This window comes from Pseudomonas sp. HMSC065H01 (assembly GCF_001815235.1).
Taxonomy (GTDB): Bacteria; Pseudomonadota; Gammaproteobacteria; order Pseudomonadales; family Pseudomonadaceae; genus Pseudomonas; species Pseudomonas aeruginosa.
This window is the reverse complement of the sequence record NZ_KV819929.1, coordinates 1-18,724: the sequence shown is the minus strand read 5'-3', so window position 1 is coordinate 18,724 and position 18,724 is coordinate 1. Positions and strand designations below refer to the sequence as shown.

Here is an 18,724-nt window from a genome sequence, read left to right as displayed (position 1 = left end):
CGGTGCACGCCGCGTTGCAGCGGGTACTCGGCAGCAGTGGCGTTCCAGCCTTCCAGCAACTGGTAGCGCTCGGCGACAGCCAGGCTGTCCAGCTCGCCCAACGACGCCCCCGGGTTTTCGCACATCCCCAGCAACAAGCGTTCGAGGCGTTCCGCCAGGCACTCGATCGCCGCCTCGTCGAAAGCCTGGCGGGAATAGCTGTAGTGCAGTTCGAGGGTCTCTCCGGCGCTCACCAGCAGAGTCAGCGGATAGTGCGTCTGCTCCTGGTTGCTAAGCGCGTCGATCCGCATGTCCGCCGGTGTCTCTTCCGCCAGCGCTGCGGAAACCGGGTAGTTCTCGAATACCAGGATGTTGTCGAACAGGGCCTCGCCGACCTGCCCGGCCCAACGCTGGATGTCATACAACGGCGTGTGCTCGAACTCGCGCAGCGCCAGGTTTTCACCCTGCACCGCCTGCAGCCAGTCGCCAATCGGCTGCTCCGGACACGGGCTGGCGACCACCGGCAGCGTGTTGATGAACAGGCCGATCTGCTCCTCGATCCCGCGCAGCTCCGCCGGACGACCGGATACGGTGGCACCGAAGGCCACGGTGTCCTGCCCGGTGAAGCGTTGCAGCAGTATCAGCCAGGCCGCCTGGACCAGGGTATTGAGCGTCACCTTCTGCTCACGGGCGAACTCTGCCAGGCGCTGGCTCGTGGTGACGTCCAGCTGCCGATAGCGATCGGCATGGCCCTCGGCACCCCGCACCCCGTGGGCGAACGCCGGAACCAGCAGGGTCGGCTCGCCCAGCCGCTGAAGGCGCTGCTTCCAGAACGCCTCGGTGCGACCCGCATCCTGGCGTTGCAGCCAGGCGATGTAGTCGCGATAGCGCCCATCCGAGCGCGACGGCGTCTCGCCGCGGTAGCGCTGCAAGACTTCGCCGAGCAACTGCGAGTTGCTCCAGCCGTCCATCAGAATGTGGTGATTGGTGTAGATCAGGTGGTGCCGGCGTTCGCCGGTACGCACCAGCACCAGCCGCAGCAGCGGCGCCTCGGCGAGTTCGAAGCCGAGCCCGGCCTCGCCGGCGGCGAGGGCATCGAGCGCCTCGGCGAGGTCCGCGCGGTCGCGCCAGTCGTGCACGCTGAACGGCACCTCGACGCGCTTGCGCACCAGTTGCAGCGGTTTTTCCAGCGCGCCCTGCCAGAGGAACCCGCTGCGCAGGACTTCGTGGGCATCCAGCACCGCCTGCCAGGCCTCGCGGAAGCGTTGGGGATCCAGGCCTTCCACGTCCAGACGCATCTGGTTGATGTAGTCGCCGCTGTTCTGCTGGTACAGGCTGTGGAACAGCATACCCTGCTGCATCGGCGACAGCGGATAGAGATCCTCCACCTCGCCCGCCGCCAGGGGCAAAGCGTCCAGTTGCCGCTGGTCGAGCCCGGCCAGGGGGAAGTCCGAAGGGGTCACGCCTTCGACATCGGCGGCGCAACAATGCTCGATCAGCGCCAGCAGCTCGTCGCGATAGGCATCGGCCAGGCGAAGGATGCTCGCCTCGCTGAAACGCGCGGCGCTGAAGCTCCAGTCGATACCGAGCCGGCCGGCATAGACCTGGCCGTTGAGACTCAGCCAGTTGTCCAGCGGCGCGTCGCTGTCGCGCTCGCTGCCGGCCGCATCGGCGCTGGGACGGAACAGCGCGGAGGAATCGGCGGAGAAGCTGCCGTCGAACTGTCCCAGGTAGTTGAAGGTGATGCGCGGACTCGGCAGGGCCGCCAGCGCCGCCCGATCCTCGGCGCTGCCGAGGTAACGCAGGGCGCCGAAACCCAGCCCCTTGTGCGGAATCGCGCGCAGTTGCTCCTTGATCCGTTTGATCGAAGCGCCCAGCTCCGCCACCGGCGACAGGCGCAGCGGGAACAGGCTGGTGAACCAGCCTACCGTGCGGGTCAGGTCGATGTCCTCGAACAGCTCCTCGCGCCCGTGTCCTTCGAGCTGGATGAGGGTATCCGCCTGGCCGGTCCAGCGACCGATGACCCGCGCCAGGGCGGTGAGCAGCAGATCGTTGACCTGGGTCCGGTAGGCCGCCGGCGCTTCCTGCAACAACCGGCGCGTGGCCTCTTCGGTCAGCTCGGTACGTGCCGAACGGACATGCCGGACCGATTGCGCACCCTCGCGATCATCGCAGGGCAGTTCGGTGGATACACCTTCGAGCTGCGCCAGCCAGTAGCCGCGCTCGCCCTCCAGGCCGCCGTCGCGGGCATGCGCCTGCAAGCGTTCGGCCCACGCCTTGAAGGCGCTGGTCTTGGCGGGTAGCGCAACGGCCTGGCCGGCCTGCAACTGGCGGTAGGCGGTCTGCAGGTCTTCGAGGAGGATCCGCCAGGAAACCCCGTCCACCACCAGATGGTGGATCACCAGCAACAACCGCTGGCTGCCGTCTCCGAGCGTCGCCAGCAGCGCGCGCAACAGTGGCCCGCTGCCCAGGTCGAGACTGCGCTGGACCTGCTCCGCCAGGGCTTCCAGCGCTTGGCCGTCGGCGACCGACTGCTGCCACAGCAGCACCTCGCCGGCCTCGACCGCGCGGTGTTCGGCGCGCCAGGTCCCGTCTTCGAGGCGGAAGCCCAGGCGCAACGCATCGTGGTGCGCCAGCAACGCCTGCAGCGCCGTTTCCAGAAGCGTACCGTCGAGTGCCTGCCCCGGCTCCAGCAGGACCGACTGGTTCCAGTGCTGGCGCCGCGGGATATCCAGTTCGAAGAACATCTGCTGGATCGGCAGCAGCGGCGTGCTCCCGCTGATCGGCCCCTGTTCGGCGCAGGCCAAGCCCCGGCCCTCGACGGCCACGCCGGCCAGGCCCCGGATCGTCTGGTGCAGGAACAGGTCTCTGGGCGCCAGCCGGATCCCGGCCTGGCGCGCGCGGCTGACCACCTGGATGGAAATGATCGAGTCGCCGCCAAGTTCGAAGAAGTTGTCGTCCAGGCCGACGCGGCCAAGCTTCAGCACATCCGCCCAGATCGCCGCCAGGCGCTGCTCCAGCTCGCTGCGCGGCGCGGTATAGTCCCGCTGCAGGCGGCTGGCGTCCGGGGCGGGCAAGGCGCGCCGGTCCAGCTTGCCGTTGGCCGTCAGCGGCAGGCGCTCGAGGAACAGCAAGTGGGCGGGCACCATGTGCTCCGGCAGGCTCGCCTTCAAGGCCTGGCGCAGCGTGTCGCGCAACGCGGCGGGGTCGCTTGGCGCCGCCTGCGTCACGACATAGCCGACCAGTTGCGTAGCGCCCGGCCCCTCGTGAGGCAGCACGACCGCCTCGGCCACGCCCGGCTGCGCGAGCAGGCGGGCCTCGATTTCGCCCAGTTCGATGCGGAAGCCGCGAATCTTGACCTGGTGGTCGATCCGACCGACGTACTCGACCACCCCGTCGCATCGATAGCGGGCCAGGTCGCCGGTCCGGTACAGACGTCCCCCAGTCGTGGAGAACGGATCGGCCACGAAGCGCGTGCAACTCAGCTCGGGGCGATTCAGATAGCCCCGCGCCAATCCCGCGCCCCCCACATACAGCTCGCCGATGCAGCCCCTGGGCACAGGGTTCAGCCCGGCGTCGAGCAGATACCAGGACAGGTCCGGGATCGGCTCGCCGATCGGACTGGCCGCCCCGCCGTCGAGATCCGCCAGCGACAGCGGACGATAGGTCACGTGCACCGTGGTCTCGGTGATCCCATACATGTTGACCAGGCACGGCGCTCGATCGCCGAAACGCTCGAACCATGGGCGCAGGGCCTGCACTTCCAGCGCCTCGCCACCGAACACCACATGCCGCAGGGCCAGCGGCGGAACCTCCTGGCCGGCGCAGGCGACCTGCATCAGTTGCTTGAAGGCCGACGGCGTCTGGTTCAGCACCGTCACCCGTTCCCGGCACAGCAGGCGCAGGAAGTCCTCTGGCGAACGACTGGTCTCGTACGGGACGATGACCAGCCTGCCGCCATGCAACAACGCGCCGAAGATCTCCCAGACGGAGAAATCGAACGCGTAGGAGTGGAACAGGCTCCAGGCGTCGTCCGCGGAGAAACCGAACCAGTGCCGAGTGGCATCGAACAGGCGTAGCACGTTGCCATGCGGCAGCAGGGTACCCTTCGGTTTTCCGGTAGAGCCGGAGGTATAGATCACATAGGCCAGGTTATCGACGCCGACGGCGCTCTGCGGATCGCTCTCCGGGTAGCCGGCCCACTCATGCTCCGCGTCCAGCAGCAGGCAGGGCAGGCCCTCGCCGAGCGGCAAGCGCTCGCGCGCCGCGCGCTGGGTCAGTAGCAGGCGGATGCCGCTGTCCTCGATCATGTAGCCCAGCCGGTCGCTGGGGTAGCGCGGATCGAGCGGGACATAGGCGCCGCCGGCCTTGAGGATCGCCAGCAGACCGACGATCATCTCCAGGCTGCGCTCGGCCGCCAGGCCGACCAGCACGTCGGGGCCGACACCGAGCTCGATCAGCCGGTGCGCCAGGCGATTGGCCCGCAGGTTCAATTCGCCGTAGTCGAGCGCGCGTTCGCCGTAGACCACTGCCGTCGCCCGCGGTCGCTCGGCGGCCTGGCGCTCGATCAGGCGGTGCAGGCAGGACGCCGGGGGGAAGTCCTGCGGATGGGGGTTCCATTGCAGCAGGTCGGCACGCGCTTCGGCCTCGTCCAGAAGTTTCAGCTCGGCGATGCGCGCCTCCGGCCGGGCCACGATCGACCGGAGCAGGTTCAGCCAGTGGCCGGCGATGCGCTCGGCGCTCGACGCGTCGAAGAGATCGGTGGCATAGGTCAGTTCGGCAAGCAGGCCATTGGAGGATTCGTAGGTATCCAGGGTCAGGTCGAACTGCGCGGTCTGCACGTCCCAGGCCAGGTCCTCGACCTCGAGTTCGCCCAGGGAGGCGAAACGCGAACCGCGATGATCGTCGCGCTGGTGGTTGTACATCACCTGGAACAACGGCGCATGGCTGAGGCTGCGTTCCGGCTGCAACGCATCCACCAGTTGCTCGAACGGCAGGTCCTGATGACCCTGCGCTTCCACCACCGCCCGCCGGACCTGCCGTAGCAACTCGCGGAACGGCAGTTGCCCGTCGAGTTCGGCGCACAACACCTGGGTGTTGACGAAGAAGCCGATGAGCCCCTCGGTCTCCTCGCGATTGCGGTTGGCGATGGGTACTCCGACACGAATGTCATTCTGCCCGCTGTAGCGATGCAGGAGTGCCTGGAACGAGGCCAGCAGCAGCATGAACAGCGTGCCCTGCTCGGCCTGGGCCAGCCGCCGCAGGGCTTCGGCGAGTTCCGCCGGCAACGGGATGCCGATGCGCCGGCCGCGATGGCTCTGCTGCTGCGGGCGCGGCCGGTCGCTGGGCAACTCCAGCAACGGCTGCTCGCCGCCCAGGCGGGAAACCCAGTAGCCCAGTTGACGCTCACGCTCGCCGCCATCCATCCATTGGCGTTGCCAGGCCGCAAAGTCGGCGTACTGGATCGGCAACTCCGCCAGCGCGGGGGGCTCATCATGCCGAAGCGCGGCGTAGACGCGGATCAGTTCGTCCACCAGGACCTGCATCGACCAGCCATCGGCGATGATGTGGTGAAGAGTCAGCACCAGCACGCATTCGTCCGTCGCCAGCGGCAACAGCAGGACCCGCAGCAGCGGTCCGCGTTGCAGGTCGAACGGCCGATGGGCCTCGGTTTCCACCAGCCCCTTCAGGTCTTCGCCGGCCACCGGCGGTCGTCGCTCCTCGATGGCTATCGGCAGCGTCGGGTGGATGACCTGCCGCGGTGCGCCATCGTGTTCGACGAAGGTGGTGCGTAGCGTTTCATGGCGCTGCACCAGCAGGTCCAGGGCACCCTGCAGGGCATCGCGCCGCAGCGGTCCCTTCAGACGCAACGCCACCGGGATGTTGTAGGCCGCGCTGTGCGGATCCAGGCGCCAGATGAACCACTGGCGTTCCTGGGCGAACGACAGCTGCGGCGATGCGTCCCTGGCGCATCGGACGATCCCGCCCTGGGCGGCCGGCGCCAACTGCGCCACGGCCTGCACATAGGCGCGCAGGGTGCTGTGCTCGAACAGGGTACGCAGCGGCACCTGCAGGTCGAGGCGGCGGCGTACCCTGGAAACCACTTGGGTCACCAGCAGCGAGTGGCCGCCCAGCTCGAAGAAGTTGTCGTCCCGACCGATGTGGCCGAGCTTGAGGACCTCGCTCCAGATCGCCGCCATGGCCCGTTCCAGCTCGCCCTCGGGCGCGACATGGGCGTCCCGGACCGCGCTCGCGTCCGGCAGCGGCAGCGCCTTGCGGTTGATCTTGCCGTTCGGCGTCAGCGGCAGGTTCTCCAGCAACAGCATGTGCGCCGGCACCATGTAGTCCGGGAGAACCGCCAGCAGGCTGTTCTTCAATGCGCTGCGCAGTTCCTGCTGGCGCGCCGACTCGGCGCCGACCAGCGCGGCCTCGGTGGGCACCAGGTAGGCCACCAGGGTCGGCCCGGCCACCCCCGGCTGGGCGACGACCACCGCCTCGCGCACGCTGTCCTGCTCCAGCAGACGCGTCTCGATTTCGCCGAGTTCGATGCGGAATCCCCGGATCTTCACCTGATGGTCGATCCGTCCAAGGTATTCGATGACCCCATCGGCGCGGTAGCGAGCCAGGTCGCCGGTGCGGTACAGGCGCGAACCGTCGGCGGCGAACGGGTCGGGCAGGAAGCGTTCGGCGGTCAGGCCGGGGCGGCGATGGTAGCCACGCGCCAGGCCATCGCCGCCGATCAGCAGTTCGCCGGCGACGCCGGGCGGACATGGGTTCATTTCGCTGTCGAGGATGTACAGAGCGGTGTTTTCCAGCGGCCCGCCGAGGAACGGGCGGGCCTCTTCGCCGAGGCGGAACCGCGCCGACCAGATCGTCGTCTCGGTCGGCCCGTAGAGATTCCAGGTCGATGCCGACAATCCGCGCATACGCACCGCCAGGTCCTCCGCCAGCGCCTCGCCACCGCACAGCAGGGTGCAGCCACGCAGCAGGTAGACACGCTCGCTGTCGCACAGCATCCGCCAGGTTGCCGGGGTCGCCTGCAATACCGTGACGCCCTGCCGCTCGACCAGATCGAGCAGGGCCTCGGGATCCTGGGCCTGCTCGCGGCTGGCGAGCAGCACGCTGGCGCCACGCGCCAGCGGTACGTATAGCTCGAGGCCGAAGATATCGAAGGAGAAGGTGGTCACCGACAGCAGACGGTCCCGCGCCAGCATGCCCGGTTGCCGGGCGATGCTGCAGACGAAGTTAGTCAAGGCTCGATGGCGGACCATCACGCCTTTCGGCTGGCCGGTGGAACCGGAGGTGTAGATCGCGTAGCAGAGACTGTCGGGCGCCTCCGGCAGGTCCGGGTTTTCCGCCGGGTAGCCGTGCACCAGTCGCTCCAGGTCGTCGAGCAGCAGGCTTTGCAGCCCATCCGACTGCGGCAGGCGCGCCAGCACGCTTTGCTGGCTGAGCAACAGGCGCAGTCCGCTGTCGTCGATCATGTACTGCAAGCGGTCCGCGGGATACTGCGGATCCAGCGGCACATAGGCGCCACCGGCCTTGAGCACCGCCAGCAGGGCCACCACCATGGGTACGCCGCGCTCCAGCGCGATACCGACCAGTACATCGCTGCCGACACCCTCCTCGCGCAGACGCCAGGCGAGGCGGTTGGCCAACGCATTGAGTTCGGCGTAGCTCAGGCGTTCCTCGCCGAACAGCAAGGCCGGCGCGTCCGGGGTCAGCCCGGCCTGGGCCTCGAACAGGCGATGCACACCCTGCCCGGCGGGATATTCGCTCGCCGGCAGACGGCTGCGTTGCAGCAGCGTGGCGCGCTCCTCGGCGTCGAGCAGCGGTAGGTCGCCGAGGCGTCTTCGCGGCTCGGCGACGACGGCCTCTAGCAGGTTGCGCCAGTGACGTGCCAGGCGCTCCACGGTCGCAGCCTCGAACAGGTCGGTGGCATAGGTGAATTCGGCGTGCACGCCCTGTTCCGATTCGTAGGTGTCCAGGGTCAGGTCGAATTGCGCGCTGTGCGCGCCCCACGAGAGGTCCTCGACGCTCAGCCCCGGCAACTGCGCCGCCAGCGACTGGCGACCTGCGGAACCCAGGTTCTGGTGGTTGTACATGGCCTGGAACAGTGGGCTGTGGCTAAGACTGCGCTCCGGTTGCAAAGCCTCGACCAGTTGCTCGAACGGCAGGTCCTGATGTGACTGGGCGCCGAGCGCGGCGACACGGGTCTGCTGTAGAAGGTCAAGGAACGGCATCTGCGCATCAAGATCGGCGCGCAGCACCTGGGTATTGACGAAGAAGCCGATGAGCCGCTCGGTCTCGACCCGGTTGCGGTTGGCCACCGGCACGCCGACGCGGATCTCGTCCTGGCCGCTGTAGCGATGCAGGAGCGCCTGGAACGAGGCCAGCAGGAGCATGAACAACGTCGTCCCTTCGCGCTGCGCCAGCGCCTGCAACTGTCGGCCCAACGCCTGCGGCAACTGCAGTTCATGGCGCGCGCCACGGTAGCTCGGCAGCGCCGGGCGCTGGCGGTCCGTCGGCAGTTCGAGCACGCTCTGCCCTCCGCCCAGCCGCGCCATCCAGTACTCCAGCTGGCGCTCGCGTTCGCCGGCTTCCAGCCAGTGTCGTTGCCAGATCGCATAGTCCGCATACTGGATCGGCAAATCGGGCAGCGTCGCCTCGACGCCTTGCCGGCGCGCGCCGTACAGGGCAATGAGTTCCTCCACCAGTACCCGCATGGACCAGCCGTCGGCTGCCACATGGTGGATGGTCAGGGTCAGCACGTGATCGTCGGCCGCCAAGCGCAGCAGGCGCGCGCGAAGCAGCGGACCGTTACGCAGATCGAAGGGCTGTTGCGTCTCGCTTTCAACGAAAGCGCGAATCTGCGCCTGCGCGTCGTCGTCGCCCGCCAGCGTAACCGGGACGGGTACGTCGACCGACGCCAGCACCTGCTGGCGGAAGCCATCCAGTTGTTCGTCCTCGACGAACACGGTGCGCAGGCTCTGGTGGCGTTCGACGATGGCGCCCAGGCTGGCGGACAGCGCCTCGACGTCCAGTTCGCCACGCAGGCGCAGCGCCGAGGGAATGTTGTAGGCGGCGCTCTGCGGGTCCATCTGCCAGAGGAACCACTGGCGCTCCTGGGCATAGGACAACGGGATACGCTCGAAGGCCGAGGCCACCTCGGGAATCGGCAGGTTGGCCGGCGTCACGCCCTCCTCCTGCATCTTCGCCAGGTACAGCTTGCGCTTGTCGAGAGGAAGCGTGATGAAGCGCCGGGCAACCCGCAAAGCTACGCTCATGTCCATTCAAACTTCCTCCATTTCATCAAGCAGGGCTTCCAGCTTGTTCAGTTTCGATGTGTCGACCTGCCCACCGGCCTTTTCCAGATTGCTGACGAAAAGCCCCAGGGTCGGGAATTGGAACAACAGTTGGGGGGTGAGCTTCATGCCCAGCTCCAGTTGAATGCGCGAAATCACGTTGATGGCCAGCAGCGAGTGCCCGCCGAGTTCGAAGAAATGGTCGTCGAGGCCAACCCGCTGGAGTTTCAGCACCTCCTGCCAGATCGCCGCGACCTGGCATTCCAGCTCGCTGCGCGGCGCCACGTAGGCCTCCTGAAGGAGACTGGCGTCGGGCGCCGGCAGAGCCTTGCGGTCGACCTTGCCGTTGGGGCTCAGCGGCAGGCGTTCGAGGAACAGCAGGTGCGCCGGCACCATGTATTCGGGGAGGCTGTCGCGCAGCAGGGCCTTCAGCTCGTTGCGCAGCGTGGCCTGTACCTCCAGCGTGGCGCTAGCCAGCGCTTCCGCTTGCGGCACCAGATAGGCCACCAGCTGCGCCCCGGCAGCACCCTCGACGGCGATGACCAGGGCCTCGCGCACCGCCGGGTGCTCGCCGAGGCAGGCCTCGATCTCGCCCAGTTCGATGCGGAAGCCACGGACCTTGACTTGATGGTCGACCCGGCCGACGTACTCGATCACCCCGTCGGCGCCGTAGCGTGCCAGATCGCCGGTGCGGTACAGGCGGCCGCCGCCCTGCTCGTCGAACGGATCGGGAATGAAGCGTGCGGCCGTCAAGTCGGGACGCTTGAAATAGCCACGCGCCAGCAGCTCGGCGCCGATCACCAGCTCGCCGACCGCCCCGACCGGCGCCGGTTGCCCGGCATCGTCCAGCAGATAGATGGCGCGGCCCGGCAGCACCTTGCCGATCGGCATGGTCGCCGGGATCGCCTTGCTGCCGTCGACGTAGGGCGCGCAATCCAGGGTGGTGACCGTGACGGTCGCCTCGGTGGGGCCGTAGGTGTTGAGCAGGCGCACATGCTCCAGCCCGGCGGCCTTCCATGCCACCAGGCTTTCCGGCGGCATCGCCTCGCCCCCGGCGTGGACCTGACGGAGCGCGCCGTAGTCGCGCACGCCCTGGTTGGCGAAGTCCTTGGCCAGCATGTTCCAGTAGGCGGTAGTCAGGTCCACCGTGGTGATGCGTCGCTCGACGATCTCCCGGTACAGCGTCTCGCTGTCCCAGATCTCGGTGCCGCGCAGCACCACCGAGGCGCCACAGGCGAGCGGTGGGTAGAGCTGCTCGACGAAGCCGTCGAAATTGAAGGTGGAGAATTGCAGCACCCGGTCGTCCGGCCCGATGCCGAAGAACGCCAGCGAAACGTGGGTATGCCGCGACAGGCTCTCTCGGCTGATGCCGACGCCCTTGGGACGGCCGGTGGAACCGGAGGTGAACATCACGTAGGCGAGGTTCTGCGGATGCGCCCGCAACTGCGGGTCGCTCGCCGGACGGTCCTGCCAGTCCCACGCCTGGTCGAGCGCCAGGCAGGCGATCCCGGAGGCCGCTGGCAGGCGTTGCAGCAGGTGGCTCTGGCTGAGCAACAGGGCGATGCCGCTGTCCTCGATCATGTAGCCGAGGCGCTCCTGCGGATATTCCGGGTCCAGCGGTACGTAGGCGCCGCCGGCCTTGAGCACCGCCAGCAGGCTGACGATCATTTCCAGCCCGCGCTCGACGGCGATCCCAACCAGCACGTCAGGCCCCACGCCCAGCTCGATCAGGCGGTGGGCCAGGCGGTTGGCCTGGGCGTTGAGCTCGCCGTAGCTCAGCTGGCGCTCCTCGAAGAGCAATGCCACCCGCTCGGGCTCCATCGCCGCGCGGCTGGCGAACAGCTGCTCGACGCTGCGCTCGTCCGGATAGCGTCCCGGGTTGCGCCCCCAGTCGAAGATCGCCTGGCGCCGCTCCGCTGCTTCCAGCAGCTGGAACTCGGCCAGGCAGGTGCTGGCCGGACGCTCGACCATCTGCGCCAGCAGGTGCGTCAGGTGACGATCCAGGCGCGCCACGCTGGCGTCGTCGAAATGCTCGCGGTCATAGGCGAACTGCAGTTCCAGGCGCTGCCCCAGGCTTACGCTGAGGGTCAACGGGTAGTTGGTCTGCTCGTGGTTGCCCACGGCACCGAAAGCCAGGCCTTGCGAGGCCTGCTGCTGGAGCATCTGCGAAACGGGGTAGTTCTCGAACACCAGGATATTGTCGAACAGCGCCTCGCCGCCCTGCCCGGCCCAGCGCTGGATGTCGTACAGCGGCGTGTGTTCGAATTCGCGCAGGGCCAGGTTCTCGCCCTGCACCGCCTGCAGCCACGACGCCAGGCTCTGCTGCGGAAGCGGGGTAGCGATGACCGGCAGGGTATTGATGAACAGGCCGATCTGCTCCTCGATACCGTTCAGTTCAGCCGGGCGACCGGCGACAGTAGCGCCGAAGGCCACGCTGTCCTGTCCGGTATAGCGTTGCAGCAACATCAGCCAGGCGGCCTGGACCAGGGTATTGACGGTGATCTTCTGCTCGCGGGCCAGCTCGGCCAGGCGCCGGGTCTGCTCGCCATCGAGCTCGCGCAACCGTTCCGCGTAGCCCTTGCCGCGCTGCCTGGCCTGGGCGATCGACTGCCCCAGGCGGGTCGGCTCGTCCAGTTGGCGCAGGCGCGGCAGCCAGAAGGCCTCGGCGAGCGCGGCGTCCTGGCGCTGCAACCAGGCGATGTAGTCGCGATAGCGGCCGCCGGAGCGCGGCGGCGTTTCGCCACGGTAGCGCTGCAGTACCTCGCCGAGCAGCTGCGAGTTGCTCCAGCCGTCCATCAGGATATGGTGATTGGTGTAGATCAGGTGGTAGCGCTCTTCGTCCGTGCGCACCAGTACCAGGCGTAACAGCGGCGCCTCGCTCAGGTCGAAGCCCAGCCGGCCTTCGCCGGCAGCCAGCTCGTCGAGGGCCGCCGCCAGGTCCTCGCGACCGCGCCAGTCAAGTACGCTGAACGGCACCTCGACACGCTTGCGCACCACCTGCAGCGGCGTCTCGAAGGCGCCCTGCCAGAGGAACCCGCTGCGCAACACATCGTGCTCGTCCAGCGCCGCCTGCCAGGCCGCGCGGAAGCTCTCCGGATGCAGACCGTCGACGTCGACCCGCAGTTGATTGATGTAATCGCCGGCCTCCTGCTGGTACAGACTGTGGAACAGCATGCCCTGCTGCATCGGCGATAGCGGGTAGAGGTCCTCGACTTCGCAGGGCGCCAGCGGCAATTGGTCGAGACGCGCCTGGTCAAGGCGCGCCAGCGGGAAGTCCGAGGGCGTCAGACCCTGGCCCTCGGCCACGCGGCAGTGGGCGATCAGCGCCAGCAGTTCGTCGCGATAGGCGTCGGCCAGGCGCTGGATGCTGGCGATTTCGAAGCGCTCGCCGCTGAAGCTCCAGTCGATGCGTAGTTCGCCGCCATAGATGCGTCCGTTCAGCGCCAGCCAATTGGCCAGCGGCGCGTCCGGGCTCTGGTCGTCGCCGGCACGCTCGCCGGCCGGAACGAACAATGCGCCCTCCTCCATGGCGAAACTGCCGTCGAACTGGCCGAGGTAGTTGAAGGTGATGCGCGGCACCGGCAACCCGGCCAGGGCTGCCTGGCTCGCCGCGCTGCCCAGGTAGCGCAGGGCGCCGAAGCCGATGCCCTTGTTCGGCACCGCGCGCAGTTGCTCCTTGATGCCCTTGATCGATGCGGCGATGCCCTCGGCCGGCGTCAGGCGTAGCGGGAACAGGCTGGTGAACCAGCCCACCGTGCGCGTCAGGTCGATCTCGGCGAAGAGTTCTTCGCGACCATGTCCTTCCAACTGGATCAACGCATCGACCTGCCCGGTCCAGCGGCAGATCACCCGCGCCAGCGCGGTCAACAGCAGGTCGTTGACCTGGGTGCGGTAGGCGGCCGGCGCTTCCTGCAGCAATTGCCGGGTCGCCTCAGCGTCCAGTCCGCAACTGACCGAACGGGCATGGCGGTTGCTCTGGTCGCCCAGCGGGTCGAGGCACGGCAGGTCGCTGGAGGCGCCCTGCAATTGCCCTTGCCAGTACGCCAGTTCGCCATCCAGGCCGCCGTCACCGGCAAACGCCCGCAGGCGCTCGGCCCAATCCCTGAAGGCGCTGGTCTTGGCCGGTAGCTCGACGGCCTGACCCGCCAGCAACTGCCGGTAGGCGGTCTGCAGGTCTTCGAAGAGAATACGCCAGGACACGCCATCCACTACCAGATGGTGGATAACCAGCAGCAGGCGCTGGCTGCCGTCGTCGAAAGTCGCCAGCAGGGCGCGCAACAACGGCCCATCGGCCAGGTCGAGACTGCGCTGGACTTCGTCGGCAAGCGCCCGCAGCGCCGCCAGGTCGGCGACCCGAGCGACGCGGAGCAGCGCCGCAGCGCCCTCTTCCACACCCCGGTGGCGCGCCGTCCAGCCGGCCGCCTCGCGGGTGAAGGACAGGCGCAGCGCATCGTGGTGCTCCAGCACGCCCCGCAGGGCCTGCTCAAGGTGCCGGGCATCGAGCGGCTCGCGGGCTTCCAGGAGTACCGACTGGTTCCACCAGTGGCGCTCGGCGACCTCTTCGGCGAAGAAACCCTGCTGGATCGGCAGCAACGGCGTGACGCCGGTCACCGGTCCCTGGTCGATCGCCAGCACCTGCGTACCGCTCTCGGCCAGCGGAGCCAGGGCACCGATGGTCTGCGCCTCGAAGAGCATCTTCGGAGTGAAATGGATGCCGAGCTGGCGCGCACGGCTGACCACCTGCAGGGAAATGATGGAATCGCCGCCGATCTCGAAGAAGTTGTCGGCCAGGCCGACCTGCTCCAGCTTCAGCACCTCCGCCCAGATCGTCGCCAGTTGTCTTTCCACTTCGCTGCGCGGTGCCTGGTAGTCGCGTTGCTGCTGGTCGGCACTGGGCTTGGGCAGGGCCTTTCGATCCAGCTTGCCGTTGGGGGTCAGCGGCATGCACGCCAGGAACAGCAGATGCGCCGGCAACATATACTCGGGCAAGCGTTCCTTCAGCGCTTTGCGCAAGGCGTCGCGGCAGGCCGCCTGGGCACCGGCATCCTCGACCAGCGCCGGATCCTGCGGGACCACGTAGCCGACCAGTTGCTGGCCGCTGGCACCCGCCTGGGCGACCACCACCGCCTCGCGCACCGCCGCCTGCTCGCGCAGGCGTGCCTCGATCTCGCCCAGCTCGATACGGAAACCGCGGATCTTCACCTGGTGGTCTACCCGTCCCAGGTAGTCCACCACGCCATCCGCCCGCCCACGGGTCAGGTCACCGCTGCGATACAGGCGGCTGCCGGGCGCGCCGAAGGGATCCGGCACGAAACGTTCGGCGGTCAGTGCCGGACGCTCCAGGTAACCGCGCGCCACGCCTTCTCCGCCAAGGTACAGCTCACCGGCCACAGCGACCGGCAGCAGGTTCAACTGGGCATCGAGGATGTAGCCACTGCGATTGCCCAGCAGCGTACCTATCGGCATGTAGGCGGCGCCACAGGGGTCGTCCGGGCGGGCTTTCCAGAGCAGCGGGGTGACCACCGTTTCGGTCGGTCCGTAGCCGTTGAACAGGTATTGCGGGCGTAGCGCGCGCCAGGCCAGGTCGTAGCTGGCCTGCGCCACCGCGTCGCCGCCGAAGCAGTAGATCCGGGCCGCCGGCGGGTTGCCGTCGCGCTCGGCGTGCTCGGCCAGTTGCTGCAGATAGACCGGCGGGAACACCGCGACGGTGACGCCGTGACGATGCATCTGCGCGTAGGTCTGCTCCGGCAGCCACAGGCTGTCGTCACGGATCAGCACCCGCGCACCGTTGATCAACGGGTGCATCCAGCCTTCATGGGAGCCGTCAAAGGCGAACGACATGAAGTGCAGCTCGCAGTCCGCCGGGGTCATCTCGTAGCGCTCGCCGGTAGCCACGATGTGCGCCGCCAGCGGGCCGTGGGACACTGCCACGCCCTTGGGCATGCCGGTGGAGCCGGAGGTGTAGATCACATAGGCCAGGTTGTCGCCATGCAGCGCCACCTCTGGATCATGGGCGGGGAAACCGGCCCACTCCTGTTCGCGGTCCAGACACAGGCAGGACAGCCCGTCGGGAATCGGCAGTCGGTCGAGCAGGTGGCTCTGGGTCAGCAGCAGGTGCGCGCGGCTGTCCTGCATCATGTACAGCAGGCGTTCGCGCGGGTACTCGATGTCCAGGGGCACGTAGGCGCCGCCGGACTTCAGCACGGCGAGGAAGGCAATCATGATTTCCGCACTGCGCTGCATGGCGATCGCCACCCGCACCTCGGGACCGACGCCGCGGGCGATCAGCGCATGTGCCAGGCGATTGGCCCGGCTGTCCAGCTCGGCGAAGCTCAGCACCTGGTCGTCGAACAGCACCGCCGGCGCGTCCGGGGCCAGGCGTGCGCGCTCCGCCACCCGCTGGTGGATCAGCGGCGAAGCGGGGAAGCCCGACTCGCTGCGGTTCCACAGCGAATCGATCAGCGCGCGCTCCTCGGCATCCAGCAGGCTCAGCTCGACCAGAGTCCGTTCGGCGTTGTCGACGAAGCCTTCGAGCAAGTTCAGCAGGTGCCGGTCCAACTGCTCGACCGCGGCATCGGAAAACGCCTGGCGGTCATAGCTGTATTGCAGCGACAGACTGTCGCCGACGCCCAGGGCGACGGTCAGCGGGTAGTTGGTCTGTTCATGATTGCTCACCGGGCCGAAGCGCACGCCGCCTGGCGACCCCTTTTCCAGGGCTTCGGCCACAGGGTAGTTCTCGAATACCAGCAGGCTGTCGAACAGCGCCTCGCCGAGCCCGGCCCAACGCTGGATCTCGAACAGCGGCGTGTGCTCCTGCTCGCGCAGCGCCAGGCTGCGCGCCTGCACCTCCTGCAACCAGTCGGTGAGGCGCATGCCCGGTTGCGGCGTGGCGACCACCGGCAGGGTATTGATGAACAGGCCGATCTGCCTTTCGATCCCGGCCAGTTCGGCGGGACGGCCGGCGACGGTGGCGCCGAAGACCACCGTATCCTGCCCGGTGTAGCGTTGCAGCAGTAGCGACCAGGCGGCCTGCACCAGGGTATTGAGGGTCACCGCGTGCCGCTGGGCGAACGTCTTCAGGCGCGCGGTGCGTGCCGGCGGCAGGCTGCGCTGGAACTGGCCGCTGCCGACCTGCTCGCGCTCGGCGGCGACCGCCTGGGCCAGGCGTGTCGGCTCCAGCAGTTCCGCCAGTTGTTCTTTCCAGAATGCTTCGCTGACGCGCTTGTCCTGTGCCTGCAGCCAGGTGATGTAGTCGCGGTAGCGCCCACCCGTGCGCTCGGCCTGTTCGTCGGTGTAGCGAGCGAGCACCTCGCCGAGCAGCTGCGCGCTGCTCCAGCCATCCAGCAGGATGTGGTGGTGGGTGTAGACCAGGTGGTAGCGCTCTTCGTCCATACGCACCAGGACCAGCCGCAGCAAGGGCGCCTGCTCCAGCTCGAAACCCCGCTGGCGTTCGCTCGCGGCCAGCTCGTCGAGAGCCTCGGCGAGCGCTTCGCGACCACGCCAGTCATGCTCGGCGAACGGCAGTTCGAGGTGTTTGTGGATCACCTGGAGCGGCTGCTCCAGATCGCCCTGCCAGAGGAAGCCGGCGCGCAGGATGTCATGACTGTCCAGCGCCGCCTGCCAGGCGGCGCGGAAGCGCGCGGGATCGAGTCCATGGACGTCGACTCGGAGCTGGTTCAGGTAATCGCCGGAAGCCTGCTCGTAGAGCGAGTGGAACAGCATGCCGTGCTGCATCGGCGACAGCGGGTAGATGTCCTCGATCCGCGCCAGAGGCAGGCGATCCAACTGCTCCTGGCGCAACGTCGCGAGAGGGAAGTCCGACGGCGTGGCGCCGACATTGCCCTCCTGGCAGCAATGCTCGATCAGCGCGTGCAGCTCCCGCGCGTAGTCATCGACCAGGCGCTGGACGGTCGCCTCGGCGAACATTTCCCGGCTGAAGCTCCAGTGCAGGCTCAGCTCGCCGCCGTAGACCTGGCCTTCGATGCTCAACCAGTTGGCCAGCGGGGCGCACGGATCCTGGGCGGCGCCGGCGCTTTCCGTGGCCGGTACCAGCAGCGCCGCTCCATCGAACTGACGGTCGAACCGGCCCAGGTAATTGAAGGTGATCCGCGGCTGCGGCAGTGCGGCCAGGCGGGTCGCAGCCTCCTCTCCAGCCAGGTAGCGCAGCAGGCCGTAGCCGACACCCTTGTCCGGCACGCCGCGCAGTTGCTCCTTGATCGCCTTCAGCGACTCGCCGAGGTCCGCGGCCGGGGTCAGGCGCAGCGGGAACAGGCTGGTGAACCAGCCCACCGTGCGGCTCAGGTCGATGGCCTCGCCGAGGTCCTCGCGGCCGTGCCCTTCGAGCTGCACCAGCACGCTGGCGTCGCCGCTCCAGCGGCAGGTCGCGCGGGCCAGGGCGGTCAGCAGCAGGTCGTTGACCTGGGTCCGGTAGGCCGCCGGGGCTTCCTGCAGCAACTGCCGGGTACGCTCGGCGTCCAGGGTCAGGACGAGCTTGCGCTCATGGCGGTTTTCCAGGGCGCCGTGCGGGTTTTCGCATGGCAGCGCATGCGGAGCGTCGTGCAGTTGCGCCTGCCAGTAGTCGAGTTCGTCCAGGCGCGCGCCGGCCTGTTCGTGCAGGTGCCGGCTCCAGGCCTGGTAGGAACTGCTACGCGGCCCGAGATCGGCGTCGAGGTCGGCATAGAGACGCTGCAGGTCTTCCAGCAGGATGCGCCAGGACACCCCGTCCACCGCCAGGTGGTGGATGACCAGCAGCAGGCGCTGGCTGCCGTCGGCCATGTCCACCAGCAGCGCACGCAGCAGCGGCCCCTGTTCGAGGTCGAGGCTGCGCTGGGCTTCTTCGCAAAGCGCCAGCAACACCTCCTCGGACCCCGCCTGCCGGCGCCACAGCGGCTCGCCGGCCTGCTCGGCGTAGGCCTGGTGCCAGGCGCCGCGCTCTTCGCGGAAACGCAGGCGCAGGGCATCGTGCTGCGCCTGCAGGCGTTCCAGGGCACGCCCCAGCCGGTCGCCGTCGAGCGGCTGGCGCGCCTGCAACAAGAGAGACTGGTTCCAGTGCTGGCGGTTGGGAATCGACTGCTCGAAGAACCAGCGCTGTACCGGCGCCAGCGCCACCTCGCCGCTTGCCGGACCCTGTTCCGCCGTCGCCGCACCCGCCTTGGCCGCCAGGGCCAGGCTGCGGATGTTCTGGTGCTGGAACAGGTCGCGCGGGCTCAGTTGCAATCCGGCCTGGCGCGCACGGCTGACTACCTGGATCGAGACGATCGAGTCGCCGCCGAGGCTGAAGAAGTTGTCGTCCAGGCCGACCCGCTCGACGCCCAGCAGGTCCTGCCAGATTTCCGCCAGGGTTCGCTCCACTGCGTTGCGCGGTGCGCTGTAGCCTGCCTGCGCCACGCTTACTTCAGGCGCCGGTAGCGCCTTGCGATCCAGCTTGCCGTTCGGACTCA

At 68.1% G+C, this 18,724-nt stretch carries 2 protein-coding genes; both read right to left on the bottom strand.

What is annotated here, in order from left to right:
- Nucleotides 1-9,272: non-ribosomal peptide synthetase (locus tag HMPREF3014_RS27100; RefSeq protein ID WP_141765484.1), on the bottom strand; the 9,272-nt coding region annotated here is incomplete at its 3' end.
- On the bottom strand, nucleotides 9,273-18,724 hold a 9,452-nt coding region (locus tag HMPREF3014_RS27095), incomplete at its 5' end, for a non-ribosomal peptide synthetase (protein ID WP_070753856.1).